Origin of the sequence: Pseudomonas sp. (assembly GCF_051660785.1) — a bacterium.
Lineage (GTDB): Bacteria > Pseudomonadota > Gammaproteobacteria > Pseudomonadales > Pseudomonadaceae > Aquipseudomonas.
Map to the genome: position 1 here is coordinate 40,689 of NZ_JBOFQE010000056.1, position 25,574 is coordinate 66,262.

Here is a 25,574-nt window from a genome sequence, read left to right on the forward strand (position 1 = left end):
GGAGATCAGCTCCCTTTCCCCCTCTCCCCCATGGGGAGAGGGTTGGGGTGAGGGGTCGATTTCTGATTCACAGCAAATCCCCAATCAACCGCTACAATGCCCGCTCCCCCAAGGAGCCTGCATGTCCAACCTGATTGCCGACTGGCGCGACCGCCCTACCCATCGCCGGGTCTGGGCGCTGGCTGCGCCGATGATTCTTTCGAACATCTCCGTTCCGCTGGTGGCGCTGGTCGACAGTACCGTCATCGGTCACCTGCCCCACGCCCATCAGTTGGGCGCTGTCGCGGTCGGGGCCAGCCTGTACACCTTTCTGGCCTGGGGCATGGGCTTTCTGCGGATGGGCACGACGGGGTTCGCGGCCCAGGCCGCCGGCCGTGGGGATGGCGCGGCGTTGCGGCAAATTTTGTTGCAGGGCTTGTTGCTGGCGATGGGGCTCGCGATTGTCCTGGGCGCCTTGGGCGTCCCGTTGAGCGGCGTCGCGCTGCACTTCATGCAACCCTCGGCCGAACTCGACCAACTCACCCGCGAATTTTTCCACACACGCCTATTCGGTCTGCCGGCGGCACTGGCCAGTTATGCGCTGGTGGGCTGGTTCCTGGGCACCCAGAACGCCCGGGCGCCGCTGGCTATTCTGTTGAGCACCAACCTGGTGAACATCGCGCTGAACCTGTGGTTCGTCCTCGGACTGGACTGGGGCGTGGTCGGCGCGGCCCGGGCGTCGGTGATCGCCGAATGGACCGGCGCGCTGATCGGCCTGCTGATGACTCGCAAAGCCCTGCGCGCTTATCCCGGGCACATCGCCTGGGCCGCTCTGGCGTTGTGGCATAGCTGGCGGCCACTGCTGGCCGTCAACCGCGACATTTTCATCCGCAGCCTGGCGCTGCAATCGGTATTTTTCCTGATCACCGTACAAGGTGCGCGGCTCGGCGATGCCACCGTCGCCGCCAACGCCTTGTTGCTCAACGGCTTGCTGCTGACCGCCCACGCGCTGGATGGTTTGGCCCATGCCGTGGAAGCCCTGTGCGGGCATGCCATCGGTGCGCGTGATCGAGAAGCGTTGCGTCGCTCATTGGTCGTTGCCTGTGGCTGGTCGTTGCTGGCGAGCCTGGGTTTCGCCGTGCTGTTCGCCTTCGCCGGACACCTGTTCATCGAGATGCAGACCGACATCCAGAGCGTGCGCGATACCGCGTTCATCTACCTGCCCTACCTCGCCGCGCTGCCGCTGATTGCCGTGTGGAGCTACCTGCTCGACGGGCTGTTCATCGGCGCCACGCGTGCCCGGGAAATGCGCAACGGCATGCTGCTGACGGTCATTCTCCTGCTGCCGTTCGCCTGGGCATTGCAGGGTCTGGGCAACCATGGACTGTGGATAACGTTCCTGTTGTTCATGGCACTGCGCAGCCTGACCCTCGGCGCGTTTGCCTGGTTGTTGCGCAAGAACGACGGCTGGTTCACAGGACGGGCCGGCTAAGTCGGAGGGCGCCGGAGAGAGTCGCCCATCAATGTCGAACCCCGGGTTCAGGACTGATCGTTCTGCCACCGGTTGCGCAGGCTATCGAGACGCTCCTGCTGGGTCATTCCGCGCAATGGCTGCAGGGGCGTAGCGTCGGGATACTGCAAGCGCAGCCATATCCAGCCATCGAGCACCGGGCGTTCGCTGAATCCCAGCGCCAGCCCTTCCTGAATAATGGACCACTGGCTGTTGTAGTCGGTCCCTGTGGACCGGCTCCAATGCCAGGCATGCTGCTCGAGCAGACAGGTTTGCAAGGTGTCCCGCTGACGAGGCGTCAGGTTTTCTTCGACGGCCAACGGACTGACGGCAAGCCCCGGATTGGACAACCGCTGCCAGCCCTGACTGCCGATTGCCCGGTCGGCCCAGGTTCCGCCAAACCAGCGCATCTGACTGATCGGACCCAGCCAGCGACTCAGTTCCAGGGCATCGCAGGCGTCGAAAAAGTAACTGGCAGTGTGTGGATTGTAGTAACTCAACAACCCGCGGTGGTGCAGGCCAAAGGTGACCGTGAGCATGCGGCGCAAATGCTCGAGCAGTTGCGCCGACGAAGCTTCACTGACCAGCAACAAACCGCTCCAACTGCGCGGTTCGCGCTGGCATAGATCGGCCAGTGCCGGGCATTCCTTGAGGTCGACCAACAGCGGCCCGTGCTCGCGTAAGGGTTGCAATTCGGTGCCATCGAACAGTCGGAACCAGCGAACCTGCGCAAACTGCTGGCGCAGCACTGCACCGGCCCGGGGCTCCCCCGGTACGTCGAGCAGGAGCCATTGCGCCATGGATTCGGGCGCCTGGGCGACGATCATGCCGCACCGCTCTGGCCAAGCTGCGTCGCTGCCCGGCAGGTGCAGAAGGCTTGCGCGCAATGGTTGAAACTGCCCCCGCCGGGCAACAGACACAGCAGCACTATCGGCTCGCTGGACTGCAACAAGCGCAACAATCCGTCGACGGCAGCGTTGTCATCTATCGCTGCGGCGGGAGGGAGCTCGGGCAAGCCTGACGCTCGGGAGAAAGGTGGGCCAGGCAGAAAACCGCTGATTAAAGGTTGATCCGGATCACCTTCGATAAAGCTCACCAGCACCTGAGTGCCTTCAATCAACGGCATGGCGTGCACATCGCCCAATTCCGCTGCCAACGGCAGCCAGCAATGGCTGGGCGCTGCGCCTTCGCCCTGATAGACCCAGTCAAACTGCACGGCGACGGGTCTGGATGAATCGGGTTGCGCCTCATCGATATCGACCACCCAGGCCCGTTGCAGGCTGTGCATTCGTGGGCTCATGACCGAATGAGGTGCCGCGCAAGGTAACGCCCCGGCAACCGCACGGATCTGGTTGCCATAAGCAAACCCCGGCGTCTGCCCCCCCTGATGCTCGACATGGGTCAGCAACCAGAGACGATTCCAGTCGGCGCACGGATGGCCGCACAACGGAGCATGCTGGCCACTGCGCAGCGTCATCAGGTTCGTCTGGCCTTCGCCAGCCTGCGTGTTGCCTTGAACTTTGAACTGCTGCACGCCGGGCTGTCCGGCGTCGGGCTCAAACAACATCTCGGCTCCCCGCTGAAATTGCCCCTTTCCGTCACCAAAGACCAGGCAGTGCCCGCGCCGACGATGCTCGAAGTGGTAATGAAGCCGTTCCTGGGCACACAGACGCTGGAAAAATTGCAGGTCCGACTCCCGGTACTGCGTGCAGAAATCACGCGGTGGATAATCGCCGGCCAATTCAAAGCGCCGATCCTTGCCGGCAATGCCATGCTCCTTCAGCACCTGCGCGAGGATCTCGGGTACAGACCGGTTGCTGAAGACGCGCTGGCTGAAACGCTGGGCCAGGCAGGCCAGTTTCGGCTTCAGGCGCACACGACAAAGCCTCGGGACAGTGCCATGCCCCGCCTGGGCGAGTTCATGCAACTGTCCGTGAAAACCGGTTCCCGGCGGGCCGAGGTGCAAAAAGGCCGGACGATACAGCAGGCTTGCCAGGTCCAATGTCGGGTCATCGATCAGCAGATCAACGTCGAACACGAACGGTTCGCTGATCGCTTCACTGCCGGTAAAGGCCAAGACCTCAACGGGGTCGGGCAGACCCTCTACATCCAGACGAAATGACGGCTCGTTGACTGGATCGAACATCGGCGATTCTCTACAGGAGGGGCGGCCGGGGATTCTCTCCGAGAGAGTTGGCCGAGTAGAGTGCCGAACTACAACTTAGGAAATGACCTACGCGAAAAGAGGACCACTTCGCATGGATAGCCATGAATGTCGGTCATTTCGGTGGAAAATAGAGAAGCTTCGCACCAGGTCATCTGAAATTTCCGCCGCGTGCGGAACATTTTCAGACAACCTGATGGGAGCGGTGCCTTACCTCAAGAAGACAGGTAAGACGAACGGGTCAGGCCCAGGCGCAGAGCGTCGAGGAACTGGGTACGCTCGGCAGCAGTGATGCGGGCACTTGCGCACTTGTCGCGGTAGTGGGTCATCAGCTCTTCCGGCGACAAGTGCACGTAACGCAGCATGTCTTCGATGGTGTCGTGGGTTTCGATACCGGCGTGGTACACGCTGCCGTCGGCGTTCTGGTAGATGTTCACCGAATCGGTGTCACCAAACAGGTTGTGCATGTCGCCGAGGATTTCCTGGTAGGCACCGACCAGGAAGATACCCAGCAGGTAGTCTTCGCCTTCGTTCAAACCGTGAACCGGCAGGCTGGTTTCGATGCTCTGCTCGTCGACGTATTGCTTGATCTTGCCGTCGGAGTCGCAGGTCAGATCTTGCAGCACGGCGCGGCGCAGCGGCTCTTCGTCGAGACGGTGCAGCGGCAGGATCGGCAGGACCTGGCCGATGGCCCAGGTGTCCGGCAGGCTCTGGAACACCGAGAAGTTGCAGATGTACTTGTCGGCCAACTTGTCGTTGAGTTCGTCGAGCACCTGACGGTGCGAACGCTGACGTGCCTTCAACGAGTTGTGCAGGCGACGGCACACGGCGAAGTAGCATTGCTCGGCCAGGGCTTTTTCCGCCAGGGTCAGCTTGCCGTCGGCGTACTGAGTGGCCACGTCGCTCATGTAGTGCGTGGCGCGCCAGTAGGTTTCGGTGACCATCTCGATGTCGGTCGGGCCCAGCAGATCAACCAGCCACTGCACGGTTTCCGGCAGAGACTCCTTGTTCTCGATCTGCGGCACGTCGTCGTTGTGCTTCTCGACGTCGGTCACCTGCACCACCAGCATGGCGTGGTGAGCAGTCAGCGAGCGGCCGCTTTCGGAGAAGATATTCGGGTGCGGCAGGCTTTGCGCATCGCAGAATTCCTTGAGCATCCCGACCACGACACCGGCGTAATCGTCCATGTCGTAGTTGATCGAACTGGCGTTGCGCGAGTGCGTACCGTCGTAGTCGACGCCCAGACCGCCACCGACGTCGATGTGGTCAACCGGCAAGCCGAGGTTGCGCAGTTCGCCGTAGTAACGAATCGCTTCCTTGAACCCGTGCTGGTAGTCCGCCAGGTTGGCGATCTGCGAGCCCATGTGGAAGTGCAGCAGGCGAATGCCCTGATCCAGGCCGGCCGCGCGGAAACGCTCGACCACCGACAGCAGCTGCGCCGCCGACAGACCAAACTTGGATTTCTCGCCACCCGTATCAGCCCACTTGCTCGAAGCCAGGGACGACAGGCGCACGCGCAGGCCGACTTGAGGCTTGACCTTCAGCGAGGCAGCTTCTTCGATCACCAGGGCGACTTCGGATTCTTTCTCGATCACGATGAACACGTTGTGGCCCAGCTTCTGGCCCATCAGCGCCAGACGGATGAACTCGCGGTCCTTGTAACCGTTGCAAACGATGGTGCCGCCCTTCGGCGCCAGGGCCAGCACAGCCAGCAGCTCAGGCTTGGAGCCCGCTTCCAGGCCGATGGAAACATCCTGGGTAGCGATGATGTTTTCGATCACTGCTTCCTGCTGGTTCACCTTGATCGGGTACAGCGCGGTGTACTTGCTCTGGTATTCCAGGCGCTCGATGTTGGCGTCGAAGGCGCCGGTCAGCTGACGTACGCGGTCTTGCAGAATGTCAGGGAAACGCACCAGCAACGGCAAGGACAGGCCGCTTTTACGCAGCTGGTCGACTTGCTCGAAGAGGTCGATAGGCGAACTGGTCGGACCGTTCGGACGAACTTCGACGCGACCGGCGTCATTGATCGCGAAGTACCCGGCCCCCCAATGGCGAATCCCGTAAACACTGCGGCTGTCCGCAACTGTCCATTGGCTGCCATCGTCTTTGCGTGTGCGTCGTACGGACATTGAAGTCCCCTATAAAGAAGTCATAGAGCGTCGCCTGGGTTCAGGCCGGCGCAGTCTAAAGAATGAAAATGACGATTAGCCTGCATGCAAGGGCCATAGACCTCACATTCAGCGCTGAGTTTAGAAACCGGTCAGAACAGGCTCTGTGAAAACCATGTAGACGACGCCAGGCCAGAGTTGAATCGGGACTGGATCAAGCCGAGGGTGGTTTTCACAGAGGCTGCTAGCCGCCGGACTTCTTCGCTTTGAATCCCAGCTTGATCAGTTCAGCCAAGAGTAGCTCGACATGATCGCCCTGGATTTCGATGATTCCGTCTTTCAACGCTCCCCCGGTCCCACAGCGTTTCTTCAACGTGGTGGCCAGGTCCTTGAGCGCTTCTTCCGCCAACGGCACGCCGGTGATGGTGGTCACCGTCTTGCCGCCACGGCCCTTGCTTTCTCGACGCACGCGAGCGATGCCGTCGCCGGCCGGGATAACGGTCTGTTTGCAGATACAGGCGTCCACCGGTTTACTGCAATCGGGGCAATGACGACCTGCGTCGGTGGAAAATACCAGGCCACCAAGGGCGGCGAAGGATGCGGCTTTTTTGGCCACCGGCAATCCTCTTGGGAGGACAAAGACTGGTCGCGGCAACCCGGGAAGCTGCCATCGACCGCGAAGCCCCACTCAGGCAGGGGCAGCGCTACTGAGCCAGGCAACGCTGGTTCAGTTTGAAAAGGTCGCGCAGTGTAACGGCAAAAAGCCGACTTGCTAAGAGCCAATCGGCGCCAATTTATAGCTCTTTTGCGACGTCCTCGCCACGCGCGCGCAGATAGCGCTTCAACGCGGCCAGAGAGTCCGGGCAATAAGGCTTTTGCTGGATTTCCAGGAGGACCTGATCGATAGGGAGGAAGCGCGCTTCCAGCACCTCTTCCGGCTGCAGGATCAACGGACCGTCCCACACAGCCGAAAAAGCCGAACACCAGAGGCGATTGCCGGTGTCCTCGAAGAAAAAGTGATCATGGGCGGTCAATTCCACACCGCTCACGCCCAGCTCTTCTTCCAGTTCTCGGGCAGCCGATTCGGCATACGTCTCGGTGGCGAGCACCATGCCACCTGCCGCCACGTCCCAGTAACCGGGGTAAATGGCTTTGCTCAGGGTTCGACGGTGAACACACAGTTCACCGGCCGAATTGAACAGCATGATGTAGGTGCCACGCCCGATCAGCCCGCGCTCGCGCAGGTCGGAACGGACCAGGGCGCCGAGCAGGTTGTCCTGCTCGTCGACCCAGGCGATCTGTTCGGCATCCGAGGCTGCGCGGTGGGCAGCCTCATTGGCGGTATCGACCATGACTCAGCCCTGATTGAGCAATTGACGCAGATCGATCACTGCGGCGTTGGCCCGGGAAATGTAGTTGGCCATGACCAGCGAGTGGTTGGCCAGCACGCCGAAGCCGCTGCCATTGAGGATCATCGGGCTCCAGACCGGCTCCTGCGATGCTTCCAGCTCGCGAATGATCTGACGCACGCTGACCGTGGCGTTCTTCTTCGCCAGCACATCGGCGAAGTCGACTTCGATGGCACGCAGCAGGTGGGACAAGGCCCAGGCCTGGCCGCGAGCTTCGTAGAACACGTTGTCGATCTGCATCCACGGGGTTTCGACGATTTCTTCATCGACCTGTGGCACCTGACCCGGCGCCAGCACTTCGGTTTTCAACGCCGTATTGAGTTTGACCCGGCCGACGCTGGCCGACAGCCGTTGCGACAGCGAGCCCAGACGGGTGCCGACATCGCCCAGCCAGTTGTTCAGGTTATCGGCGCGGGCATAGAACAGCGCGCTCTTCTGACTCGGATCGGACAGGCGTGCCTGATAACGGCTCAGGGAATTGATGCCTTCCTGGTATTCGGACTCACTGGACGGCAGCACCCAGCTTTTGTTGTCGAAGTTGAAACGCGGCTCGGCCTTGGCCAGGTCAGCGTCTTCGGTGGACTGCGACTGGGACCGCGCGAAGTCTTTACGCATGGCACGACTCAGGTCGCGGACCTGAACCAGCACGCCATATTCCCAGCTCGGCGTGTTGTCCATCCACAGGCCCGGCGGGAAACGGTCGTTGGAAATATAACCACCTGGTTTGCTCAGCAACGTGCCGGCGACGGTCTTGAGGGTTTCTACCGTGGTGTAGCCGACGACCATCTGCTTGCCTTCTTTCTCGGCAGCCGCCTGAGCATTTTGCTGAACCGGGAACAGCGCAGGTTCCTGACTCCAATACCAGCCCAGCGCAATCGCCACCAGCAGGTAAAGGCCAATCAACGTGGCCAGTGCCCGGCTGAACAGCAGGCCGCCGACGTAACTACGGGTAGCCGATTTCGGTTCAGCGGCACGTTCAGGCGCGCTGCCCGCGCGATTCTTCCAGTCCAGCATGGCGATATCCTTTCAATCACTTGAGTTCATCGGTTCGACCACAACCCTACGCCATCGTGCCTCGTTTGCCACACAATCGCATCGTCGAGGCGCCACTATAAATGAAGCACACACCTTTGTAGCAGCTGGCGCAGCCTGCATTCGGCTCGGGCCGCGTTCGGACGAAGCAGTCGTGAAATCAGGCGATGCGGTGATTCAGGAATACCTCGCGCTCAGGTTTTACGACTGCTGCGTCCGAACGCGGCCCGAGCCGAACGCAGGCTGCGCCAGCTGCTACATGATTGCGCACAGCGGCGAGCCTATGCGACCAGTCAGTCAGAAACTGAATGCTGCCGCTTTGCAGATTATTGACGCACGACGCTCATGGGATTGAAAAGAGGTGCTAGCATAGAGCCACCAGTCGATCTCAGCATGCACCCTAACTAGTAGTCAGGATATGACCGAGCCAGAAGACCCCAGCCGTGAGCGCCTCAAGCACCACTTTGCCCAGCGGGTAATTCATCAGGCACGTCAGATTCTTGAGATATGGCAGCGCCTGCAACGCACTGAGTGGTCCACCACCGACTTGTCCGAACTGAGCGAGGCCAACCTGCGCCTGCTGCGGTTCGCCGAGCGTTTCGAACAACCGGAACACACGCAACTGGCGCGCCACATCGGCCTGTCGCTGGAGGCTGTCGACGCCAATCGGGGACGCCTGAGCAGCGGCCTGATCACCGACCTCAATCGCTTGATGCAGCGCCTGTCGCGCACCGGCCTGCGCCACGGTGATCAACTCGAACAAACTTTCCTGCCGCCTCTACGCAAGCCCATCTACGTGATGCTGCAGGATCACGACCGCGCCGAGCGCCTGGCCAAGCAGCTGGAGTTTTTCGGGCTCAGCGCCCAATCCCTCGACAGCGTGGCGGCGTTTCGCTCTTCGATGGTCGAGCGCCTGCCTGCGGCGATTGTCATGGATGTGGACTTCAGTGGCACCGGCATCGGCCTGAAACTGGCCGCCGAAGCCCAGGTCGGACTGGACGAGCCTTTACCGCTGCTGTTCTTCAGTTTGCATGAAACCGACACCCCGACCCGCCTCGCCGCCGTGCGCGCCGGTGGCCAGGAATTCCTCACCGGCACCCTCGAAGCCTCGAGCCTGCTGGAGAAGATCGAAGTGCTGACCTGTGTCGCCCAGTACGAACCTTATAAAGTGCTGATCATCGACGACTCCCGCGCCCAGGCGCTGCACACCGAGCGCCTGTTGAACAGCGCCGGGATCGTCACGCGCACCTTGATCGATCCGATTCAGGCCATGGCCGAACTGGCGGACTTTCAGCCGGACCTGATCATCCTCGACATGTACATGCCAACCTGCACCGGCACGGAACTGGCCAAGGTTATCCGTCACAACGACCGTTACGTCAGCGTGCCGATCATTTACCTGTCGGCCGAAGATGATCTGGACAAGCAACTCGACGCCATGAGCGAAGGCGGCGACGATTTCCTGACCAAGCCGATCAAGCCGCGGCACCTGATCACCACCGTGCGCAACCGTGCGGCGCGGGCACGCAATCTGAAAGCGCGGATGGTCCGCGACAGCCTGACCGGTCTGTACAACCACACCCATATCCTGCAACTGCTCGAAGACTGCAGTTTCCGCGCTCGCCGCGAGAGCAAGCCGCTGAGTTTTGCGATGCTCGATATCGACCACTTCAAACGGGTCAACGACAGCCACGGCCACCCCATGGGCGACCGGGTGATCAAGAGCCTGGCGCTGTTCCTCAAGCAGCGGCTGCGCAAGACCGACTTCATCGGCCGCTACGGTGGTGAAGAGTTCGCCATCGTCATGCCGGACACCGATCTCGAAGCGGCCCACAGGGTGCTCGATGAAATCCGTCAGCGCTTTGCCGAAATCCACTATCCGGCCCAGCCCCAGGATTTGTGGTGCACCTTCAGCGCCGGAGTGGTGGAGCTGTGCGAACACTCCGACAGCCTGATGATGGCCAGCCAGGCGGACGAAGCGCTGTACCGTGCCAAGGACGGCGGACGCAACCGCGTGCAGGCGGCGCGAACGTCAAAGCAAAGTGCCACTTTTTCATCGGAATGGACCCATTCCGTCATAACCCTGTAACAGAAACGCAATAACTTCAGGCGCTTACCATTCTGCCGTTGGTAGACCCGCGATGCGCCTGAAGCTGCTGACCAATCTCAACACCCTCCTTTTAGTCGCCGTGTGCGTGGCCCTTGGCGCGACGCTCTGGTGGTCGCAAAAAGCCCTCGAACGCCCATATCTGCTAATGGAGCGTTATCTGGGGTTGTCTCAGCAATTTCAGAATGAAGTGGCGCGCAACGTCGAGGATTACCTCGCCAGCGGCGATGCCCTGCGCCTGAGCAGCGCCAGCCAGGCCATTGTTGGTCTGGAAAAGGAACTCGGTGAATTGCCGCCGGCGCTGGCCGACACCTTGCGCCCGAGCCTGTCGAACCTGAATGAATTCAGCAAAACCGACCTGCTGGCCGCCGGCAAACTCGCCGGTGATCCCCAGGCGCTGCTGCTGCAAGCCGAACGCGAACTTGGCGCCAGCCTCGACCAACTCAGCCAATACGCCAGCGGCAAGGCGGCGTACCTCGCGCCTCTGCTCGCCGCGTCCCAACACTTGGGCAAACTGTCGCTGGCCCGGGACAAACTGGTCAGTAGCGGTCGCAGTGAACTGGCCGCCGATGTCGAACGCGAAGTCGCCAGCATCAGCGCACAGTCCGAGCTGATCGGCGCCTTGCCGCTGCTCGGCGTGGCGGCCAGCAGCGAATCCGGCACGGATGATTTCGCGGCGATGATGGGTTTGGAGAACACCGAAAAAGCTGTCGCCGAAGACGCCGGCGTCGGCCTCAAACGGGAACTCAACAGCCTGCTGACGCGCTACCCCGCTGAGCTGGCGCGCACTCGCGACCAGATCCAGAAGCGCACCGACCTCAGCACCGCGACACACCTGAAAATCGCCGACGTGCAGCAGGCCATCGCCGGACTGGAACCGGTGGTCCGTGCCCAGCACGGGCAGATCCAGGGCGAAGTGCGACTGATGCAAGGCGTGATGATCGGCCTGATTCTGCTGATCGCGCTGCTGATCGACACCTTGCAACGAAAACTGGCCCGCACGCTGACCAACCTGGCTCCAGCCCTTTCAACCTGGGCCGAGGGCGACTTCAGCCAGGACATTCAGCTGGGCAAGACCAATCGCGAACTGCACGACATTGAAGCGTCGCTCAATCGCTTGCGCGCGTACCTGGTGGACCTGGTGGGGACCATTCGCCTGAATGCCGAGCAGGTTGCCGGCAGCAGCCGCAGCCTGGCCGAGCTGAGCAACGACCTGCACAGCGGCGCCGAACACCAGGCCGGCGACACCGCGCTGATCCGTGATTCTCTCGGCGAACTGGAAGCCACGATTCAACAGGTCGCCGGCGATGCCAGTCAGGCCGCCGACGCCAGTCGCCATGCCGGATTGGCGGTAGAGCATGGCCAAAAAGTCATCGGCCTGAGCCTCACCGGGCTGCACGCGCTGGTGGGTGAAGTGCAGGGCAATGCGCAGATGATCGAGCACCTGGCTGAAGAGTCGGCAACCATCGGCGGTGTGCTGACGGTGATCCGCTCGATTGCCGACCAGACCAACCTGCTGGCCCTGAACGCCGCGATCGAAGCCGCCCGCGCCGGGGAGATGGGTCGCGGGTTTGCGGTGGTAGCGGAAGAGGTTCGCTCACTGGCGCAACGCACGGCCGGGGCCACGGCAGAGATCCAGACCTTGATCGCCGGCCTGCAAACCGCCGCGCGGCAATCGGTGGAAGGCATGCGTGCCCAGGTCGAACACGCCGAAGCCACGGCCAATCAGGCTCAGGCTGCCGACGGTGCCCTGGATAAAATCGTCGGGGCGATCCAGACCATTTCCGATACCGCCGTGCGCATTGCCGATGTCACGGCGCAGCAGAGTGGCGCCGTCAGTGAGATCCGCGATCACAGCGAACGGATCCATCAATTGGGTGGGGATAACTTGCTGCGTATCGGCGAGGGACGCGTGCAAGGGGAGAATTTGTTGGTGCTGGGTGGGCGACTGCATACCGCCGTTCAGGCTTTCCGCGTCTGACAGACCGCCATCGCGAGCAGGCTCGCTCCCACAGGGGTACGCATTCCAATGTGGGAGCGAGCCTGCTGGCGATAGCGGCAGATCCATCACCGCACAGTTCCCTGCCTGCACACCCCTCGACTGTCCGCTATCATGCCCCCAATTCCGATACGCGAGATTGTCATGCGCCGTTTGCTTTGCCTGCTGCTTTTAGTGCTCGCCCTGCCGGCCACCGCCGCCGGGTTGCTGGAGAGTCGGTCCAGTTCCACCCTGGGCTCGATCAACAACAGCGCCGACTTCCTGCCGGTGCGCGAGGCCTTTCAGCTGAGCCTGGTCGACACCACGCCGCAATCGATCAAGCTGCGTTTTGTCGCGACCGAGGGTTACTACCTCTATCGGCATCGCTTTCAGTTTCACGCCGATCCGGCCGAGGTTGTCCTTGGCGCGGCGCAATTGCCCAAGGGCGAACAAAAGCACGATGAGTACTTTGGCGATGTCGAGGTCTATCACGGCATCCTCGACGTCGAAGTGCCGCGCACCGATCCCCGCGCCTTCACCCTGGCCGTGACTTATCAGGGCTGCGCCGACAAAGGCCTGTGTTATCCCCCCGAAACCGAACGCCTGAACATTGATGGCATCGGCGCCCCGACGCCCGCCAGCGCGCAGAACTGGAGTTGGCGCGAGCTTGCCTTGTTCTTTCTCGCCGGACTGGGCCTGACCTTCACCCCGTGTGTGTTGCCGATGCTGCCGATCCTCTCCGGCGTGGTGTTGCGCGGTCAGGTCGGCGGGTTGCGCGGCTTCAATCTGTCGCTCGCTTACGTGCTGCCAATGGCCATCTGCTTCGCCCTGCTGGGAGCGTTAATGGGGATGTTCGGCGCTCAGCTCAACCTTCAGGCGCGCCTGCAATCGGCGTGGGTGCTGGTGCCGTTCGCGATGTTTTTTGCGCTGTTTGCCCTCGCGATGTTCGGCGTGTTCGAACTCAAGTTGCCGCAAGCCATCAGCAGCCGACTGGACCGCATCGCCGGTCGCACCGAAGGCGGATCGCTGTGGGGCGCCGCGGTGCTGGGCGTTGTGTCCAGCCTGTTGGTGTCGCCTTGCGTCTCGGCACCGCTGGCCGGTGCGTTGCTGTACATCAGCGCCAGCGGCGATGCGCTGGGCGGCGGATTGAAACTGTTTATGCTCGGCCTCGGCATGGGCGCGCCGCTGCTGCTCGTGGCCACCGGTGGCGCAGCCTGGCTGCCGAAAAGCGGGCCGTGGCTGGTCTATGTGAAAAATGCGATTGGCGTGTTGTTGCTGGGCTTGGCCATCGGGCTGGTCAGTCGCGTCTTGCCGGGTCAGATCACCTTGCTGCTGATCGGTTTGCTGGCCGGTGGCGTCGGCTTGTTCATGGGCGCGCTGGAATTCGTCTACAAACCTCCTCGAAAACGCCTCGGTCAATTGCTCGGGATGTTCCTGGTGTTTTATGCACTGGCTTGCTGGTTCGGGGCGTTCAGCGGCCAGACCGACCCGTTCAATCCGATTGGCCAGCCGCGCACGATTGTCGGCAACGAACAGCCGCAAAACACCAGTGCCTGGCAAACCATCAGCACCCCGGCCGACCTGGACCGGGTCCTCGCCGAGGCCAAATCCACCAGCACCCCGCTGCTGCTCGACTGGTACGCGGACTGGTGCATCAGCTGCAAAGTCATCGAACGCGAAGTACTCCACGACGCCACCGTCGTCGAACGCCTGAACGGCTATCGCCTCGTGCGCTTCGATATCACTGCGAGTAATTCCGAGCAACGCGCCCTGCTCGACCGCTACAAACTGTTCGGCCCTCCGGCCCTGATGTTTTTCGGCAAGGACGGCGTCGAACGCGCCGATGTACGAGTGATCGGCGAGATCAACGCGACGGACTTCGCCGAACGTGTTGCCAAAGCAAATGACCGGATTTAATAACCCGGTCACATATTTCGCGCAAACATCGGCCATCGTGCTGGCTATTGCATAGAACTGGACAGTCACAAAGGCTTTGCGGCATAGTCGCCGGGTTCTGACAACTGCACACAGATAACAAGGAACAGCAGATGGCGACGCTATTGGTTCTGCACGGACCCAACCTGAACATGCTCGGCACCCGCGAACCGGGCACCTATGGCGCTACGACACTGGCGCAGATCAACCAGGACCTGGAACGCCGTGCCCGTGAAGCCGGCCACCATTTGCTGTACCTGCAAAGCAACGCCGAGTACGAATTGATTGACCGCATCCACGCTGCGAAAGGCGAAGGTGTGGACTTCATTCTGATCAACCCAGCAGCTTTTACGCACACAAGTGTCGCATTACGTGACGCGCTGCTGGCGGTGAGCATCCCATTCATCGAAGTGCATTTGTCTAACGTGCACAAACGCGAACCTTTCCGCCATCACTCTTACTTCTCCGACGTAGCGGTGGGAGTGATCTGCGGCCTTGGCGCCAGCGGTTACCGACTGGCCCTGGAGGCCGCGCTAGAACAGCTTGAAACACAGGCAACGACTTGAACTACAAGCGTTAAACGCCCCTGACCGACCCTTGGGAGTTGATGATTCATGGATATCCGTAAAGTTAAGAAACTGATCGAATTGCTGGAAGAGTCCGGCATCGACGAGCTCGAGATCAAGGAAGGCGAAGAGTCCGTACGCATCAGCCGTCATAGCAAGACCCCGGCTCAGCAGTACTACGCACCGGCTCCAATGCATGCTCCGGCTCCAGCACCAGCTGCTGCCGCTCCGGTTGCCGCTGCAGCGCCTGCTGCCCCGGCCGCACCAGTGCTGAACGGCACCGTTGCCCGTTCGCCGATGGTCGGCACCTTCTATCGCAAGTCTTCGCCAAGCTCGCCGTCCTTCGTTGAAGTCGGCCAGACCGTGAAGAAAGGCGACACCCTGTGCATCGTCGAAGCCATGAAGATGATGAACCACATCGAAGCTGAAACCAGCGGTGTGATCGAATCCATCCTCGTCGAAGACGGCCAGCCGGTTGAGTACGACCAACCGCTGTTCACCATCGTTTGAACCGCGGAGAAACTTTGATGACTGCGAAGTTGGAAAAAGTTCTGATCGCCAACCGCGGTGAGATTGCCCTGCGGATCCTGCGTGCCTGCAAAGAGATGGGCATCAAGACTGTCGCCGTTTACTCCAAGGCCGACAAAGAGCTGATGCACCTGGGCCTGGCAGACGAATCCGTCTGCATCGGTCCGGCCTCGGCCGCACACTCTTACCTGCACATTCCGGCCATCATCGCCGCGGCCGAAGTGACCGGCGCCACCGCCATTCACCCAGGCTACGGTTTCCTTGCGGAAAACGCTGATTTCGCTGAACAGGTCGAGAACTCCGGCTTCGCGTTCATTGGCCCGAAAGCCGACACCATACGCCTTATGGGCGACAAGGTATCGGCCAAGCACGCCATGATCGCTGCAGGCGTTCCAACCGTTCCGGGTTCCGACGGCCCACTGCCTGAAGACGAAGAAACCGCTCTGCGCATCGGTCGCGAAGTCGGTTACCCGGTGATCATCAAAGCCGCTGGCGGCGGTGGTGGTCGCGGCATGCGCGTTGTGCATAAAGAAGAAGACCTGATCTCCTTTGCAAAACTGACCCGCACCGAAGCTGGCGCGGCGTTCGGCAACCCGATGGTCTATCTGGAAAAATTCCTGACCAACCCACGTCACGTGGAAGTCCAGGTGCTTTCCGACGGCCAGGGCCACGCCATCCATCTGGGCGACCGCGATTGCTCGCTGCAACGTCGTCACCAGAAGGTTCTCGAAGAAGCGCCGGCACCGGGCATCGACGAGAAGGCTCGCGCTGAAGTCCTCGCACGCTGCGTCAAGGCGTGCATCGACATCAACTACCGTGGCGCGGGTACTTTCGAGTTCCTGTACGAGAACGGCGCGTTCTATTTCATCGAAATGAACACCCGCGTTCAGGTTGAGCACCCGGTTTCGGAAATGGTCACCGGCATCGACATCGTCAAGGAGATGCTCAGCATCGCCGCTGGCAACAAATTGTCGTACACCCAGGAAGACGTGGTTATCCGCGGTCATGCACTGGAATGCCGAATCAACGCCGAAGACCCGAAAACCTTCATGCCGAGCCCTGGCACGGTCAAGCATTTCCACGCACCAGGCGGCAACGGCGTTCGCGTCGATTCGCACCTGTACAGTGGCTATGCCGTTCCGCCGAACTACGATTCGTTGATCGGCAAGCTGATCACCTACGGCGCAACCCGTGATGAAGCGCTGGCGCGCATGCGCAATGCGCTGGACGAGATCGTTGTCGACGGGATCAAGACCAACATCCCGCTGCACCGCGACCTGGTCCGCGATGAAGGCTTCTGCAAAGGTGGAATCAACATCCACTACCTGGAACACAAGCTGGCTGGCGACAAGCATTAAGCTCTAGCCGGTAAAAACAAGGCCGCCCTCGGGCGGCTTTGTTGTTTCTGGAGATTTCATCTACACCCTACGGGGCTTAACTGACACACATTGGCCTGTGCGGGCTGACTATAATCGCCCTCTCATCAGCGCAACGCCGACGAACCAGAACCTGCCTATGCCTCAAAAACTACCGATCAATCTCAACGATTTGCTGCGCCAGCGGACAGTCGAGAGTGAGCGAATCGAATACAAAACGGGCTGGAACCCCGACCCGATCATTCGCACAATCTGCGCCTTCGCCAATGACTTTGAAAACCTGGGTGGCGGGTATGTGGTGATTGGGCAAGACTGCGATGCAAACGGCCAGCCGATCTTCCCTCCATTGGGGCTTGCCGATCAGGCGCTGGACAAGACTCAGCTCGAATTGCTGGCAGCTTGCCAATCAATTCAGCCCGCCTACTTCCCGGTGCTGAGTGTAGAAGAGGTCGAGGGCCGCAAATTAATCGTGCTATGGGCACCGGGCGGGCAAAATCGGCCCTATAAAGCCCCTGCCGCAGTGACGGCCAAACACCGTAGCTTGCACTACTACATCCGGCGCTACAGCAGCACGGTGGAAGCCAAGGGAGAAACCGAACAGGAACTCTTGAGCCTTGCTGCCAAGGTGCCTTTCGATGATCGATTCAACTTGGGTGCTCGTGTCAGCGACCTGTCCAAACCACTGATGAAAAGTTTCCTCAAAGAGATTGGAAGCGCCCTCGCAGAAGATGCTGACAACCTGTCTATTGAGGCACTAGGCAGACAAATGAATATCGTGGGCGGCCCGACTGAATCGCCGTGGCCCAAGAATGTCGGGCTAATGTTATTCAGCGACGCGCCTGATCGATTCTTTGCGGGAACACAAATTGATGTGCTCTGGTTTCCCGAAGGGGCTGGCGGAGACCGATTTGATGAAAAAATATTCAAGGGGCCTCTTGCAACCATCACGCGCGAAGCCTTGGCCTATATCCAGCGCAATTATCTTCGTGAAACGGTGATAAAGCACCAGGATCGCGCAGAGGCCACACGAGTCTGGAACTTTCCTTTCCCGGCTATTGAAGAGGCATTGGTCAACGCCGTGTATCACCGTTCCTATGAGGAGCGTGAACCCATCGAGGTCCGCATCAGCCAGGAAGAGTTGGTGATATTGAGCTTTCCGGGACCTGATCGCTCTATCCGCCTGGAAGATCTGCGAGCGGGTCGTGCCGTGAGCCGCCGCTACCGTAATCGGAGAATTGGGGAGTTCTTGAAAGAGCTGGACCTGACCGAAGGCCGCTCGACAGGGATCCCGAAAATCCTCAAGGTCATGGCTGCCAATGGCTCACCTGCACCGGTATTTGAAACCGACGATGACCGAATTTCTTATGTCGTGCGGCTGCCCGCACATCCTCAATCGCAACGCACGGAAGCTACGACCATGGAAGTCACCATGGAAGTCACCATGGAAGTCGCTGCGCTTTTGAAAGTTGTTGCTGGCGAAATGAGCAGGCAAGAACTACAAACCGCCATGAGCCTGAAAAACGCCGACCACTTCCGCAAGGCTTACATACTGCCAGCCATCGTTGCCGGAGCCCTTGAAATGACCTTGCCTGGGCAACCTAACAGTCGCCTGCAACGCTATCGCCTGACGAAAAAAGGCTTTGCAATGGTTCAAAGTCAATAATGCGAAGAATCAGCACTAAGATGTGATCCAGACCAACAAAGCCACCCTCGTGCGGCTTTGTTGTTTCTGGAGATTACCGCACACAACCCCGTGGCGAGGGAGCTTGCTCCCGCTGGACTGCGCAGCAGTCCCAAGACAGTCGATCCGGTTCTGTCTGATTCAATGAGATGGATGGTTTTGCGACTGCTGCACAGCCGAACGGGAGCAAGCTCCCTCGCCACAGGTGATTTGTTCACTTGCGGCCTCCGTCTACCCGGTCGTCTTCTGTCGCGCGCTCGCGTAAACTTGCGCGCTTCTCGCAGCCCGCTAGGCTGCAATCAATATTTTTCAAAGGTGCCCGCCATGCCTTGGCTGCAAGTCCGTCTCGCCATCAGCCCAGAACAAGCCGAAACCTACGAAGACGCCTTCCTTGAAGTGGGCGCCGTGTCGGTGACCTTCATGGACGCCGAAGATCAGCCGATCTTCGAACCGGAACTCAACACCACGCCGCTGTGGTCGCACACGCACCTGCTGGCCCTGTTCGAGGGCGGCACCGAAGCCGCCAGCGTACTGGCCCATCTCGAGCTGCTGACCGGCAACCCGCTGCCCGAGCATCACAGCGAAGTCATCGAAGACCAGGACTGGGAACGCAGCTGGATGGACGATTTCCAGCCCATGCGCTTCGGTCAACGCCTGTGGATCGTTCCCAGCTGGCACGCTGCTCCTGAACCTGACGCCGTGAACATTCTGCTGGACCCGGGCCTGGCGTTCGGCACCGGCACGCACCCGACCACCGCACTGTGCCTGGAATGGCTCGACGGTCAGGACCTCAAAGACTGCAACGTGCTCGACTTTGGCTGCGGCTCGGGGATTCTGGCGATTGCCGCCCTGCTGCTGGGCGCCAAGGAAGCGGTCGGCACCGACATCGACGTGCAGGCCCTGGAAGCCTCCCGCGACAACGCCGGGCGAAACAACATCGCCGACGCACTTTTCCCGCTGTATCTGCCGGAAGATCTGCCGCAGGTTAAAGCCGATGTGCTGGTGGCCAACATTCTTGCCGGCCCGCTGGTTTCCCTGGCGCCGCAACTGTCCAGCCTGGTCAAACCCGGTGGTCGACTGGCCCTGTCGGGGATCCTCGCCGAGCAAGGTGAAGAAGTCGCCAAGGCCTATGCCCAGGACTTCGATCTGGACCCGATCGCCAATCGCGATGGCTGGGTGCGCATCACTGGCCGTCGGCGCTAGAATGAGCGCCTGCATAAACCGGATCGCCGCATGACCGACAGCTTCGTCACCCAGTGCCCGCATTGCCAAACCAGCTTCCGCGTCAGCCATGCTCAATTGAGCGTGGCCCGTGGAGTGGTTCGTTGCGGCTCCTGCTTGCAGGTGTTCAACGCCGCCAAGCAGCTGCTTGAGCAACGGGCCGACAAGGAAACCGTCACACCTGCAGCCCCGGCCATTGTCGAACCGCCACCACCGCGCGCCATCAGCCAGAAGCAGTGGTCCGCCACGGAAATGGACCTGGACAGCCTGGACCTGGACGAAGAACTCGCCCGGCTTGAACAACGGGAAATCCAGCCGACCACGGAATTTGGCCGGCATCGCGAAAATGGCCTCAGTGCTCGCCGCGACTCTGTCGAGCACGACGATGAACCCTGGTCCGACAGCCTCTTCAGCGAATCGGCAGCCGATCGCGCCCAGGCGGTCGAAGCCGACCAACGGGAAACGCAGCCAGAACCGGACAAGCACTCGCGCACCGAGCCTTCATTCTCGCTGGAACCGGTTGATCTGGACGACGAGCCCCAGGTGCCGCAACTGCGCCTGAATGATCCGCTCGATATGCCCCTGCGCCATGATCGTCTGTCGGCAACCGATGCACCTGACGACGACCTGCCCCCGATTGTGCCCCTGCGCAAGCGCCACGAACGCAGCGAGGCGACCGAACGTTCCGACGCCTTGCAGGACCTGACCGACGACCCGCTGCAACTGGATTGGCAGAAACGTCGCTCCCCCTGGGGCCGCCGGCTTTTCTGGCTGCTGCTGGTCCTGCTTGGTACTGCCGCGCTCGCTGGCCAGTACGTTGCTTACCACTTCGACGAACTGGCGCGTCAGGACCAGTACCGTCCATGGTTCCAGCAACTGTGCCCGCAACTCGGTTGCACGGTGCCATCCAAAGTCGACATCGCGAAAATCAAAAGCAGCAACCTGGTGGTCCGCAGTCACCCCGAATTCAACGGTGCGCTTGTGGTCGATGCAATCATCTATAACCGTGCACCGTTCTCCCAGCCGTTTCCACTGCTGGAACTGCGCTTCGCCGACCTCAATGGTCACCTGATCGCCAGCCGTCGCTTCAAGCCCGGCGAGTACCTCAACGGTGATCTCGAAGGCATGGCGGAGATGCCGCCGCAAACGCCGATCCACATCGCACTGGATATCCTCGATCCAGGCGCCAAAGCGGTGAATTACAGCCTGAGCTTCCATTCGCCCGAGTGAAACGGTTCAGTGCTACGGCTTTGACGGCATATTTCTGACTTTGACCGCTCATACCAAACCGCTGGCGATAACAGAATTACTGTTCAGATTTTGTTCAATTCAGCCTTTATCCAGTCATCGAGAGCGGGTATCATGCCAACCCTTTTTCGAACTCTCATGATCCGGCCCCACAACAGGGAAGTCCTATGTCGGCGGTACGCATCGGTCCATATACATTGCACAACGGCTTGATTCTCGCCCCCATGGCGGGTGTCACCGACCAGCCCTTTCGTCAGCTGTGCAAGCGACTGGGCGCAGGGCTTGTAGTCTCGGAAATGGTCACCAGCGACATGAGTTTGTGGAACACCCGCAAATCGCGGATGCGCATGATTCACGAAGGTGATCCCGAGCCACGCTCGGTCCAGATCGCCGGGGGTGATGCACAGATGCTGGCGGATGCGGCCCGGGCCAACGTCGAACTGGGCGCACAGATTATTGACATCAACATGGGCTGTCCGGCGAAGAAGGTCTGCAACAAGGCCGCCGGTTCCGCGCTGTTGAAGGATGAGGCATTGGTCACCGAGATCCTGCAGGCCGTCGTGGCCGCGGTTGATGTGCCGGTCACTTTGAAGATCCGTACCGGCTGGGACCGGGACAACAAGAACGGTCTGACGGTGGCGAAGATCGCCGAGCAGGCAGGCATTACGGCGCTGGCGGTCCATGGCCGCACCCGTGCCGATCTGTACACCGGTGAAGCCGAGTACGACACCATTGCCGCGATCAAGCAGGCGGTGTCGATCCCGGTCTTCGCCAACGGCGATATCGATTCACCCGAGAAGGCCCGGTACGTGCTCGACGCAACCGGTGCCGATGGCCTGTTGGTAGGCCGGGCCGCTCAGGGGCGGCCATGGATTTTTCGCGAGATCGACCATTTCCTGCGTACCGGCGAAAAACTCCCGGCGCTGGAATTGATCGAGGTGGAACGCATTCTGCTAGAGCATCTGGCTGCCCTGCACGTCTTCTATGGAGACGTCATGGGCGTCCGTATCGCTCGAAAGCATGTGGGCTGGTATCTCGCAACCTTGCCGGGCGCCAGGGAGTTTCGCGCCCACTTCAATCGTTTGGAAGATACGGAAGCACAATGCGCCAACGTTCAGGGCTTCTTCGCCGAACGTTATAAGAGCCTGACAGGGGACGAAGACGAGGTGGCCGCATGACGATGATGACCGAGACTTTAGTGAGTGGAACAGCACCCGTGAGCGACAACGTGAATTTGAAACAGCACCTCAATACGCCGAGCGAAGAAGGTCAGACCCTTCGCGGGAGTGTCGAGAAGGCGCTGCACAATTATTTCGCCCACCTTGAGGGCGCTGCCGTCACGGATGTGTACAACCTGGTGCTTTCCGAAGTCGAGGCGCCCCTGCTCGAGTGCGTGATGAACTACGTCAAGGGCAACCAGACCAAGGCCAGCGAGCTGCTCGGACTGAACCGAGGCACGCTGCGCAAGAAACTCAAGCAGTACGATTTGCTGTAAGCATTCAATCAAACCAGAAAGGCGCCCGCGTAAAACCGGTCGCCTTTTTTGCTGACTCCTTTGCTTTTGATGGAAATTGAAATGACCGACCAGACTACCCGCCTGCCGATCCGCCGCGCCTTGATCAGCGTTTCCGACAAGACCGGGATCCTCGAGTTCGCCCAAGAGCTTGAAGCCCTGGGCGTCGAGATCCTCTCCACCGGCGGAACGTTCAAGCTGCTGCGCGACAACGGCGTTGCCGCAGTGGAAGTCGCGGATTACACCGGTTTCGCAGAAATGATGGACGGTCGGGTCAAGACCCTGCACCCGAAAATCCACGGCGGGATCCTCGGTCGTCGCGGTATCGACGACGCGATCATGAACGAGCACGGCATCAAGCCGATCGACCTGGTTGCGGTCAACCTGTACCCGTTCGAAACCACCATCAACAAGCCAGGCTGCGACCTGCCGACCGCCATCGAGAACATCGACATCGGCGGCCCGACCATGGTCCGCTCGGCAGCAAAAAACCATAAAGACGTGGCCATCGTGGTCAACGCCAGCGACTACGCCAACGTGCTGGAAAGCCTGAAGACCGGCGGTCTGACCTACGCTCAGCGTTTCGACCTGATGCTCAAGGCCTTCGAGCACACCGCGGCCTACGACGGCATGATCGCCAACTACATGGGCACCGTGAACCAGGCCGCTGACACCCTCAGCACCGAAGGTCGCAGCGAGTTCCCGCGCACCTTCAACAGCCAGTTCGTCAAGGCTCAGGAAATGCGCTACGGCGAGAACCCGCACCAGAGCGCGGCGTTCTATGTGGAAGCCAAGCCTGCCGAAGTCGGCATCGCCACCGCGACCCAATTGCAAGGCAAAGAGTTGTCGTTCAACAACGTGGCCGACACCGACGCCGCGCTGGAATGTGTGAAGAGCTTCGTCAAACCGGCCTGCGTGATCGTCAAGCACGCCAACCCGTGCGGCGTTGCCGTCAGCCCGGACGCTGAAGGCGGCATCCGTCAGGCCTACGAACTGGCCTACGCCACCGACACCGAATCGGCGTTCGGCGGCATCATCGCGTTCAACCGCGAACTGGATGCTGAAACCGCCAAGGCCATCGTCGAGCGTCAGTTCGTCGAAGTGATCATCGCCCCGTCCGTCAGTGAAGAAGCTCGCGCTATCGTCGCGGCAAAAGCCAACGTACGCCTGCTGGCCTGCGGCGAGTGGTCGGCTGACCGCGCCGCTGCCTGGGACTACAAACGCGTCAACGGTGGCCTGCTGGTGCAAAGCCGCGACATCGGCATGATCGGCAGCGAAGACCTGAAAGTCGTGACCAAACGTGCGCCGACCGAACAGGAAATCAACGACCTGATCTTCGCCTGGAAAGTCGCCAAGTACGTTAAGTCCAACGCCATTGTCTACGCCAAGAACCGTCAGACCATCGGCGTCGGCGCTGGCCAGATGAGCCGCGTGAACTCTGCGCGTATCGCCGCGATCAAGGCTGAACACGCCGGTTTGCAGGTGGCAGGCTCGGTGATGGCCTCCGACGCGTTCTTCCCGTTCCGCGACGGCCTGGACAACGCGGCCAAGGTCGGCATTACTGCGGTGATCCAGCCAGGCGGCTCGATGCGTGACAACGAAGTGATTGCTGCCGCTGACGAAGCCGGCATCGCCATGGTATTCACCGGCATGCGCCACTTCCGTCACTAAGCACGACGATCAACTGTGGGAGCTGGCCTGCCAGCGATAGCATCCCCTCGGTTTACCTGATAAACCGAGTTGTTTGCATCGCCGGCAGGCCAGCTCCCACAGAAAAGCATCTCTGCGGTGCTCCACAGAATTAGCGTCATCCGAGGTTTTTGAAATGAATGTTTTGATCATTGGCAGCGGTGGCCGTGAACACGCACTGGCCTGGAAAGTGGCTCAAGATCCGCGTGTGCAGAAAGTGTTTGTTGCCCCGGGCAACGCCGGCACCGCCATTGAAGCCAAGTGCGAGAACGTCGCCATCGACGTATTGGCCCTTGAGCAACTGGCCGATTTTGCCGAGAAGAACGTTTCCCTGACCATCGTCGGCCCGGAAGTGCCATTGGTTGCTGGCGTTGTCGACCTGTTCCGCTCCCGTGGCCTGGATTGCTTCGGTCCGACAGCCGGCGCTGCGCAGCTGGAAGGTTCGAAAGCCTTCACCAAGGACTTCCTGGCGCGCCACAAGATCCCGACCGCCGACTACCAGAACTTCACCGAGATCGAGCCTGCCCTGGCTTATCTGCGTGAAAAAGGCGCGCCGATCGTGATCAAGGCCGATGGCCTGGCTGCCGGCAAAGGCGTGATCGTTGCCATGACCCTGGCCGAAGCCGAGGACGCCGTACGCGACATGCTCGCCGGCAATGCATTCGGCGACGCCGGTTCGCGCGTGGTCATCGAAGAATTCCTCGACGGCGAAGAAGCCAGTTTCATCGTCATGGTCGACGGCAAGAACGTATTGCCGATGGCCACCAGCCAGGATCACAAACGCGTCGGCGACGGCGACACTGGTCCGAACACTGGCGGCATGGGCGCTTACTCCCCTGCCCCGGTGGTCACTGCCGATGTCCATCAACGGGTCATGGACCTGGTGATCTGGCCGACCGTGCGCGGCATGGCCGATGAAGGCAACGTCTACACCGGTTTTCTTTATGCCGGCCTGATGATCGACAAGGCTGGTAACCCAAAAGTTATCGAGTTCAACTGCCGTTTCGGTGATCCTGAGACCCAACCGGTGATGCTGCGTTTGCAGTCGAGCCTGGTGTTGCTGGTCGAAGCGGCCCTGGCACAAGCCCTGGACAAGGTCGAAGCGCAATGGGATCCACGTCCGAGCGTCGGTGTTGTGCTGGCAGCGGGCGGCTATCCTGGCGACTACGCTAAAGGCGTCACTATCAACGGTCTGGAGGCAGCCGCCGCACTGGAAGGAAAAGTCTTCCACGCCGGCACGGCGCTCAAGGACGGTGAAGTGGTAACGGCCGGTGGTCGTGTGCTTTGCGCAACCGCCATGGGTGCCAGCGTAGATGCTGCCCAACAGCAGGCTTACAAACTGGCGGAAAAGATTGATTGGGAAGGCTGTTTCTATCGCAAGGACATTGGCTACCGTGCCATTGCCCGCGAGCGTGGCGAAAATCAGGAATAAGCGATCCGTTCGGCAGGGCTTGAGCTTCAGGCCCTTGCCGGACTGTTCCGGCGCCGCGCATAGTAATAATCTGGCATCAACCTACGAAGGGATTTCGC

The 25,574-nt window shown here is 60.6% G+C and carries 19 protein-coding genes and 1 pseudogene; 14 read left to right on the forward strand and 6 right to left on the reverse strand.

Going from position 1 to position 25,574, the window contains the following annotated elements; genetic code table 11:
* The first annotated feature begins 121 nt into the window (after positions 1-121).
* Positions 122-1,471: an MATE family efflux transporter gene (locus ACRC4F_RS13415; RefSeq protein ID WP_438659727.1), complete on the forward strand. Its 1,350-nt coding sequence runs from the start codon at positions 122-124 to the stop codon at positions 1,469-1,471.
* Positions 1,472-1,518: 47 nt separating this feature from the next.
* Here the strand turns inward: ACRC4F_RS13415 and ACRC4F_RS13420 are convergent, their stop codons facing one another.
* From ACRC4F_RS13420 to ACRC4F_RS13445, 6 genes are all read right to left on the reverse strand, one after another.
* Positions 1,519-2,316 (reverse strand): DUF4123 domain-containing protein, encoded by a 798-nt coding sequence (locus ACRC4F_RS13420; protein ID WP_438659728.1) that lies wholly within the window; start codon positions 2,314-2,316, stop codon positions 1,519-1,521.
* Entirely contained in the window at positions 2,313-3,635 is a 1,323-nt protein-coding gene (locus ACRC4F_RS13425) for a contractile injection system protein, VgrG/Pvc8 family (protein ID WP_438659729.1), read from the reverse strand. The genes ACRC4F_RS13420 and ACRC4F_RS13425 overlap by 4 nt, the downstream gene beginning before the upstream one ends.
* Positions 3,636-3,868: 233 nt before the next feature.
* On the reverse strand, positions 3,869-5,782 hold the full coding sequence (gene speA / locus ACRC4F_RS13430; protein WP_438659730.1) for an arginine decarboxylase: 1,914 nt from the start codon (positions 5,780-5,782) through the stop codon (positions 3,869-3,871).
* A 223-nt stretch (positions 5,783-6,005) separates the two neighbouring features.
* Complete coding sequence (locus ACRC4F_RS13435) at positions 6,006-6,377, reverse strand: translation initiation factor Sui1 (RefSeq protein ID WP_010463867.1); 372 nt, start codon at positions 6,375-6,377, stop codon at positions 6,006-6,008.
* Positions 6,378-6,555: 178 nt separating this feature from the next.
* Entirely contained in the window at positions 6,556-7,113 is a 558-nt protein-coding gene (locus tag ACRC4F_RS13440) for an NUDIX hydrolase (protein WP_438659731.1), read from the reverse strand.
* A 3-nt stretch (positions 7,114-7,116) separates the two neighbouring features.
* Positions 7,117-8,184: a DUF2333 family protein gene (locus tag ACRC4F_RS13445; RefSeq protein ID WP_438659732.1), complete on the reverse strand. Its 1,068-nt coding sequence runs from the start codon at positions 8,182-8,184 to the stop codon at positions 7,117-7,119.
* Between the two features lie 436 nt (positions 8,185-8,620).
* Between ACRC4F_RS13445 and gcbA the strand changes: the two genes are divergently transcribed.
* The 13 genes and pseudogenes from gcbA (at position 8,621) to purD (ending at position 25,476) form a co-directional block, all read left to right on the forward strand.
* The gene (gene gcbA / locus ACRC4F_RS13450) at positions 8,621-10,291 is read left to right on the forward strand and encodes a diguanylate cyclase GcbA (protein WP_438659733.1); all 1,671 of its coding nucleotides are present in this window, start codon (positions 8,621-8,623) and stop codon (positions 10,289-10,291) included.
* 1,492 nt (positions 10,292-11,783) lie between these two features.
* Positions 11,784-12,290: pseudogene (locus ACRC4F_RS13455) on the forward strand (methyl-accepting chemotaxis protein); the annotation flags it as partial.
* 162 nt (positions 12,291-12,452) lie between these two features.
* A complete protein-coding gene (locus ACRC4F_RS13460) occupies positions 12,453-14,204 on the forward strand; it encodes a protein-disulfide reductase DsbD (RefSeq protein ID WP_438659734.1) in 1,752 nt (583 codons plus the stop codon).
* A 131-nt stretch (positions 14,205-14,335) separates the two neighbouring features.
* Positions 14,336-14,788, forward strand: a complete 453-nt coding sequence (gene aroQ, locus ACRC4F_RS13465) for a type II 3-dehydroquinate dehydratase (RefSeq protein ID WP_438659735.1) — start codon at positions 14,336-14,338, stop codon at positions 14,786-14,788.
* Positions 14,789-14,836: 48 nt separating this feature from the next.
* A complete protein-coding gene (gene accB / locus ACRC4F_RS13470; RefSeq protein ID WP_121733746.1) occupies positions 14,837-15,298 on the forward strand; it encodes an acetyl-CoA carboxylase biotin carboxyl carrier protein in 462 nt (153 codons plus the stop codon).
* Between the two features lie 17 nt (positions 15,299-15,315).
* Entirely contained in the window at positions 15,316-16,674 is a 1,359-nt protein-coding gene (gene accC, locus ACRC4F_RS13475; protein WP_010463885.1) for an acetyl-CoA carboxylase biotin carboxylase subunit, read from the forward strand.
* 157 nt (positions 16,675-16,831) lie between these two features.
* Positions 16,832-18,355, forward strand: coding sequence for a Fic family protein (locus tag ACRC4F_RS13480; RefSeq protein ID WP_438659736.1), 1,524 nt, complete (start codon positions 16,832-16,834; stop codon positions 18,353-18,355).
* A 342-nt stretch (positions 18,356-18,697) separates the two neighbouring features.
* On the forward strand, positions 18,698-19,576 hold the full coding sequence (prmA, locus tag ACRC4F_RS13485; RefSeq protein WP_438659737.1) for a 50S ribosomal protein L11 methyltransferase: 879 nt from the start codon (positions 18,698-18,700) through the stop codon (positions 19,574-19,576).
* A 30-nt stretch (positions 19,577-19,606) separates the two neighbouring features.
* Complete coding sequence (locus ACRC4F_RS13490) at positions 19,607-20,824, forward strand: DUF3426 domain-containing protein (protein WP_438659738.1); 1,218 nt, start codon at positions 19,607-19,609, stop codon at positions 20,822-20,824.
* Positions 20,825-21,009: 185 nt separating this feature from the next.
* The gene (gene dusB / locus ACRC4F_RS13495; protein WP_438659739.1) at positions 21,010-22,020 is read left to right on the forward strand and encodes a tRNA dihydrouridine synthase DusB; all 1,011 of its coding nucleotides are present in this window, start codon (positions 21,010-21,012) and stop codon (positions 22,018-22,020) included.
* Positions 22,017-22,337 carry a DNA-binding transcriptional regulator Fis gene (gene fis / locus ACRC4F_RS13500; protein WP_007945216.1) on the forward strand — a complete coding sequence of 107 codons (321 nt, stop codon included), beginning with the start codon at positions 22,017-22,019 and terminating at the stop codon, positions 22,335-22,337. Before dusB ends, fis begins: the two co-directional genes overlap by 4 nt.
* Before the next feature lie 81 nt (positions 22,338-22,418).
* On the forward strand, positions 22,419-24,026 hold the full coding sequence (gene purH / locus ACRC4F_RS13505; protein ID WP_438659740.1) for a bifunctional phosphoribosylaminoimidazolecarboxamide formyltransferase/IMP cyclohydrolase: 1,608 nt from the start codon (positions 22,419-22,421) through the stop codon (positions 24,024-24,026).
* Between the two features lie 154 nt (positions 24,027-24,180).
* Positions 24,181-25,476, forward strand: coding sequence for a phosphoribosylamine--glycine ligase (gene purD / locus ACRC4F_RS13510; RefSeq protein WP_438659741.1), 1,296 nt, complete (start codon positions 24,181-24,183; stop codon positions 25,474-25,476).
* Positions 25,477-25,574 lie beyond the last annotated feature (98 nt).

Coding starts and splice junctions, on each gene's coding strand:
- accB (WP_121733746.1), top strand. CDS start 14,837: ATGGATATCCGTAAAGTTAAGAAACTGATCGAATTGCTGGAAGAGTCC.
- ACRC4F_RS13425 (WP_438659729.1), bottom strand. CDS start 3,635: ATGTTCGATCCAGTCAACGAGCCGTCATTTCGTCTGGATGTAGAGGGT.
- accC (WP_010463885.1), top strand. CDS start 15,316: ATGACTGCGAAGTTGGAAAAAGTTCTGATCGCCAACCGCGGTGAGATT.
- speA (WP_438659730.1), bottom strand. CDS start 5,782: ATGTCCGTACGACGCACACGCAAAGACGATGGCAGCCAATGGACAGTT.
- dusB (WP_438659739.1), top strand. CDS start 21,010: ATGTCGGCGGTACGCATCGGTCCATATACATTGCACAACGGCTTGATT.
- gcbA (WP_438659733.1), top strand. CDS start 8,621: ATGACCGAGCCAGAAGACCCCAGCCGTGAGCGCCTCAAGCACCACTTT.
- ACRC4F_RS13440 (WP_438659731.1), bottom strand. CDS start 7,113: ATGGTCGATACCGCCAATGAGGCTGCCCACCGCGCAGCCTCGGATGCC.
- ACRC4F_RS13480 (WP_438659736.1), top strand. CDS start 16,832: ATGCCTCAAAAACTACCGATCAATCTCAACGATTTGCTGCGCCAGCGG.
- ACRC4F_RS13445 (WP_438659732.1), bottom strand. CDS start 8,184: ATGCTGGACTGGAAGAATCGCGCGGGCAGCGCGCCTGAACGTGCCGCT.
- ACRC4F_RS13490 (WP_438659738.1), top strand. CDS start 19,607: ATGACCGACAGCTTCGTCACCCAGTGCCCGCATTGCCAAACCAGCTTC.
- prmA (WP_438659737.1), top strand. CDS start 18,698: ATGCCTTGGCTGCAAGTCCGTCTCGCCATCAGCCCAGAACAAGCCGAA.
- purD (WP_438659741.1), top strand. CDS start 24,181: ATGAATGTTTTGATCATTGGCAGCGGTGGCCGTGAACACGCACTGGCC.
- purH (WP_438659740.1), top strand. CDS start 22,419: ATGACCGACCAGACTACCCGCCTGCCGATCCGCCGCGCCTTGATCAGC.
- ACRC4F_RS13420 (WP_438659728.1), bottom strand. CDS start 2,316: ATGATCGTCGCCCAGGCGCCCGAATCCATGGCGCAATGGCTCCTGCTC.
- fis (WP_007945216.1), top strand. CDS start 22,017: ATGACGATGATGACCGAGACTTTAGTGAGTGGAACAGCACCCGTGAGC.
- ACRC4F_RS13460 (WP_438659734.1), top strand. CDS start 12,453: ATGCGCCGTTTGCTTTGCCTGCTGCTTTTAGTGCTCGCCCTGCCGGCC.
- ACRC4F_RS13415 (WP_438659727.1), top strand. CDS start 122: ATGTCCAACCTGATTGCCGACTGGCGCGACCGCCCTACCCATCGCCGG.
- aroQ (WP_438659735.1), top strand. CDS start 14,336: ATGGCGACGCTATTGGTTCTGCACGGACCCAACCTGAACATGCTCGGC.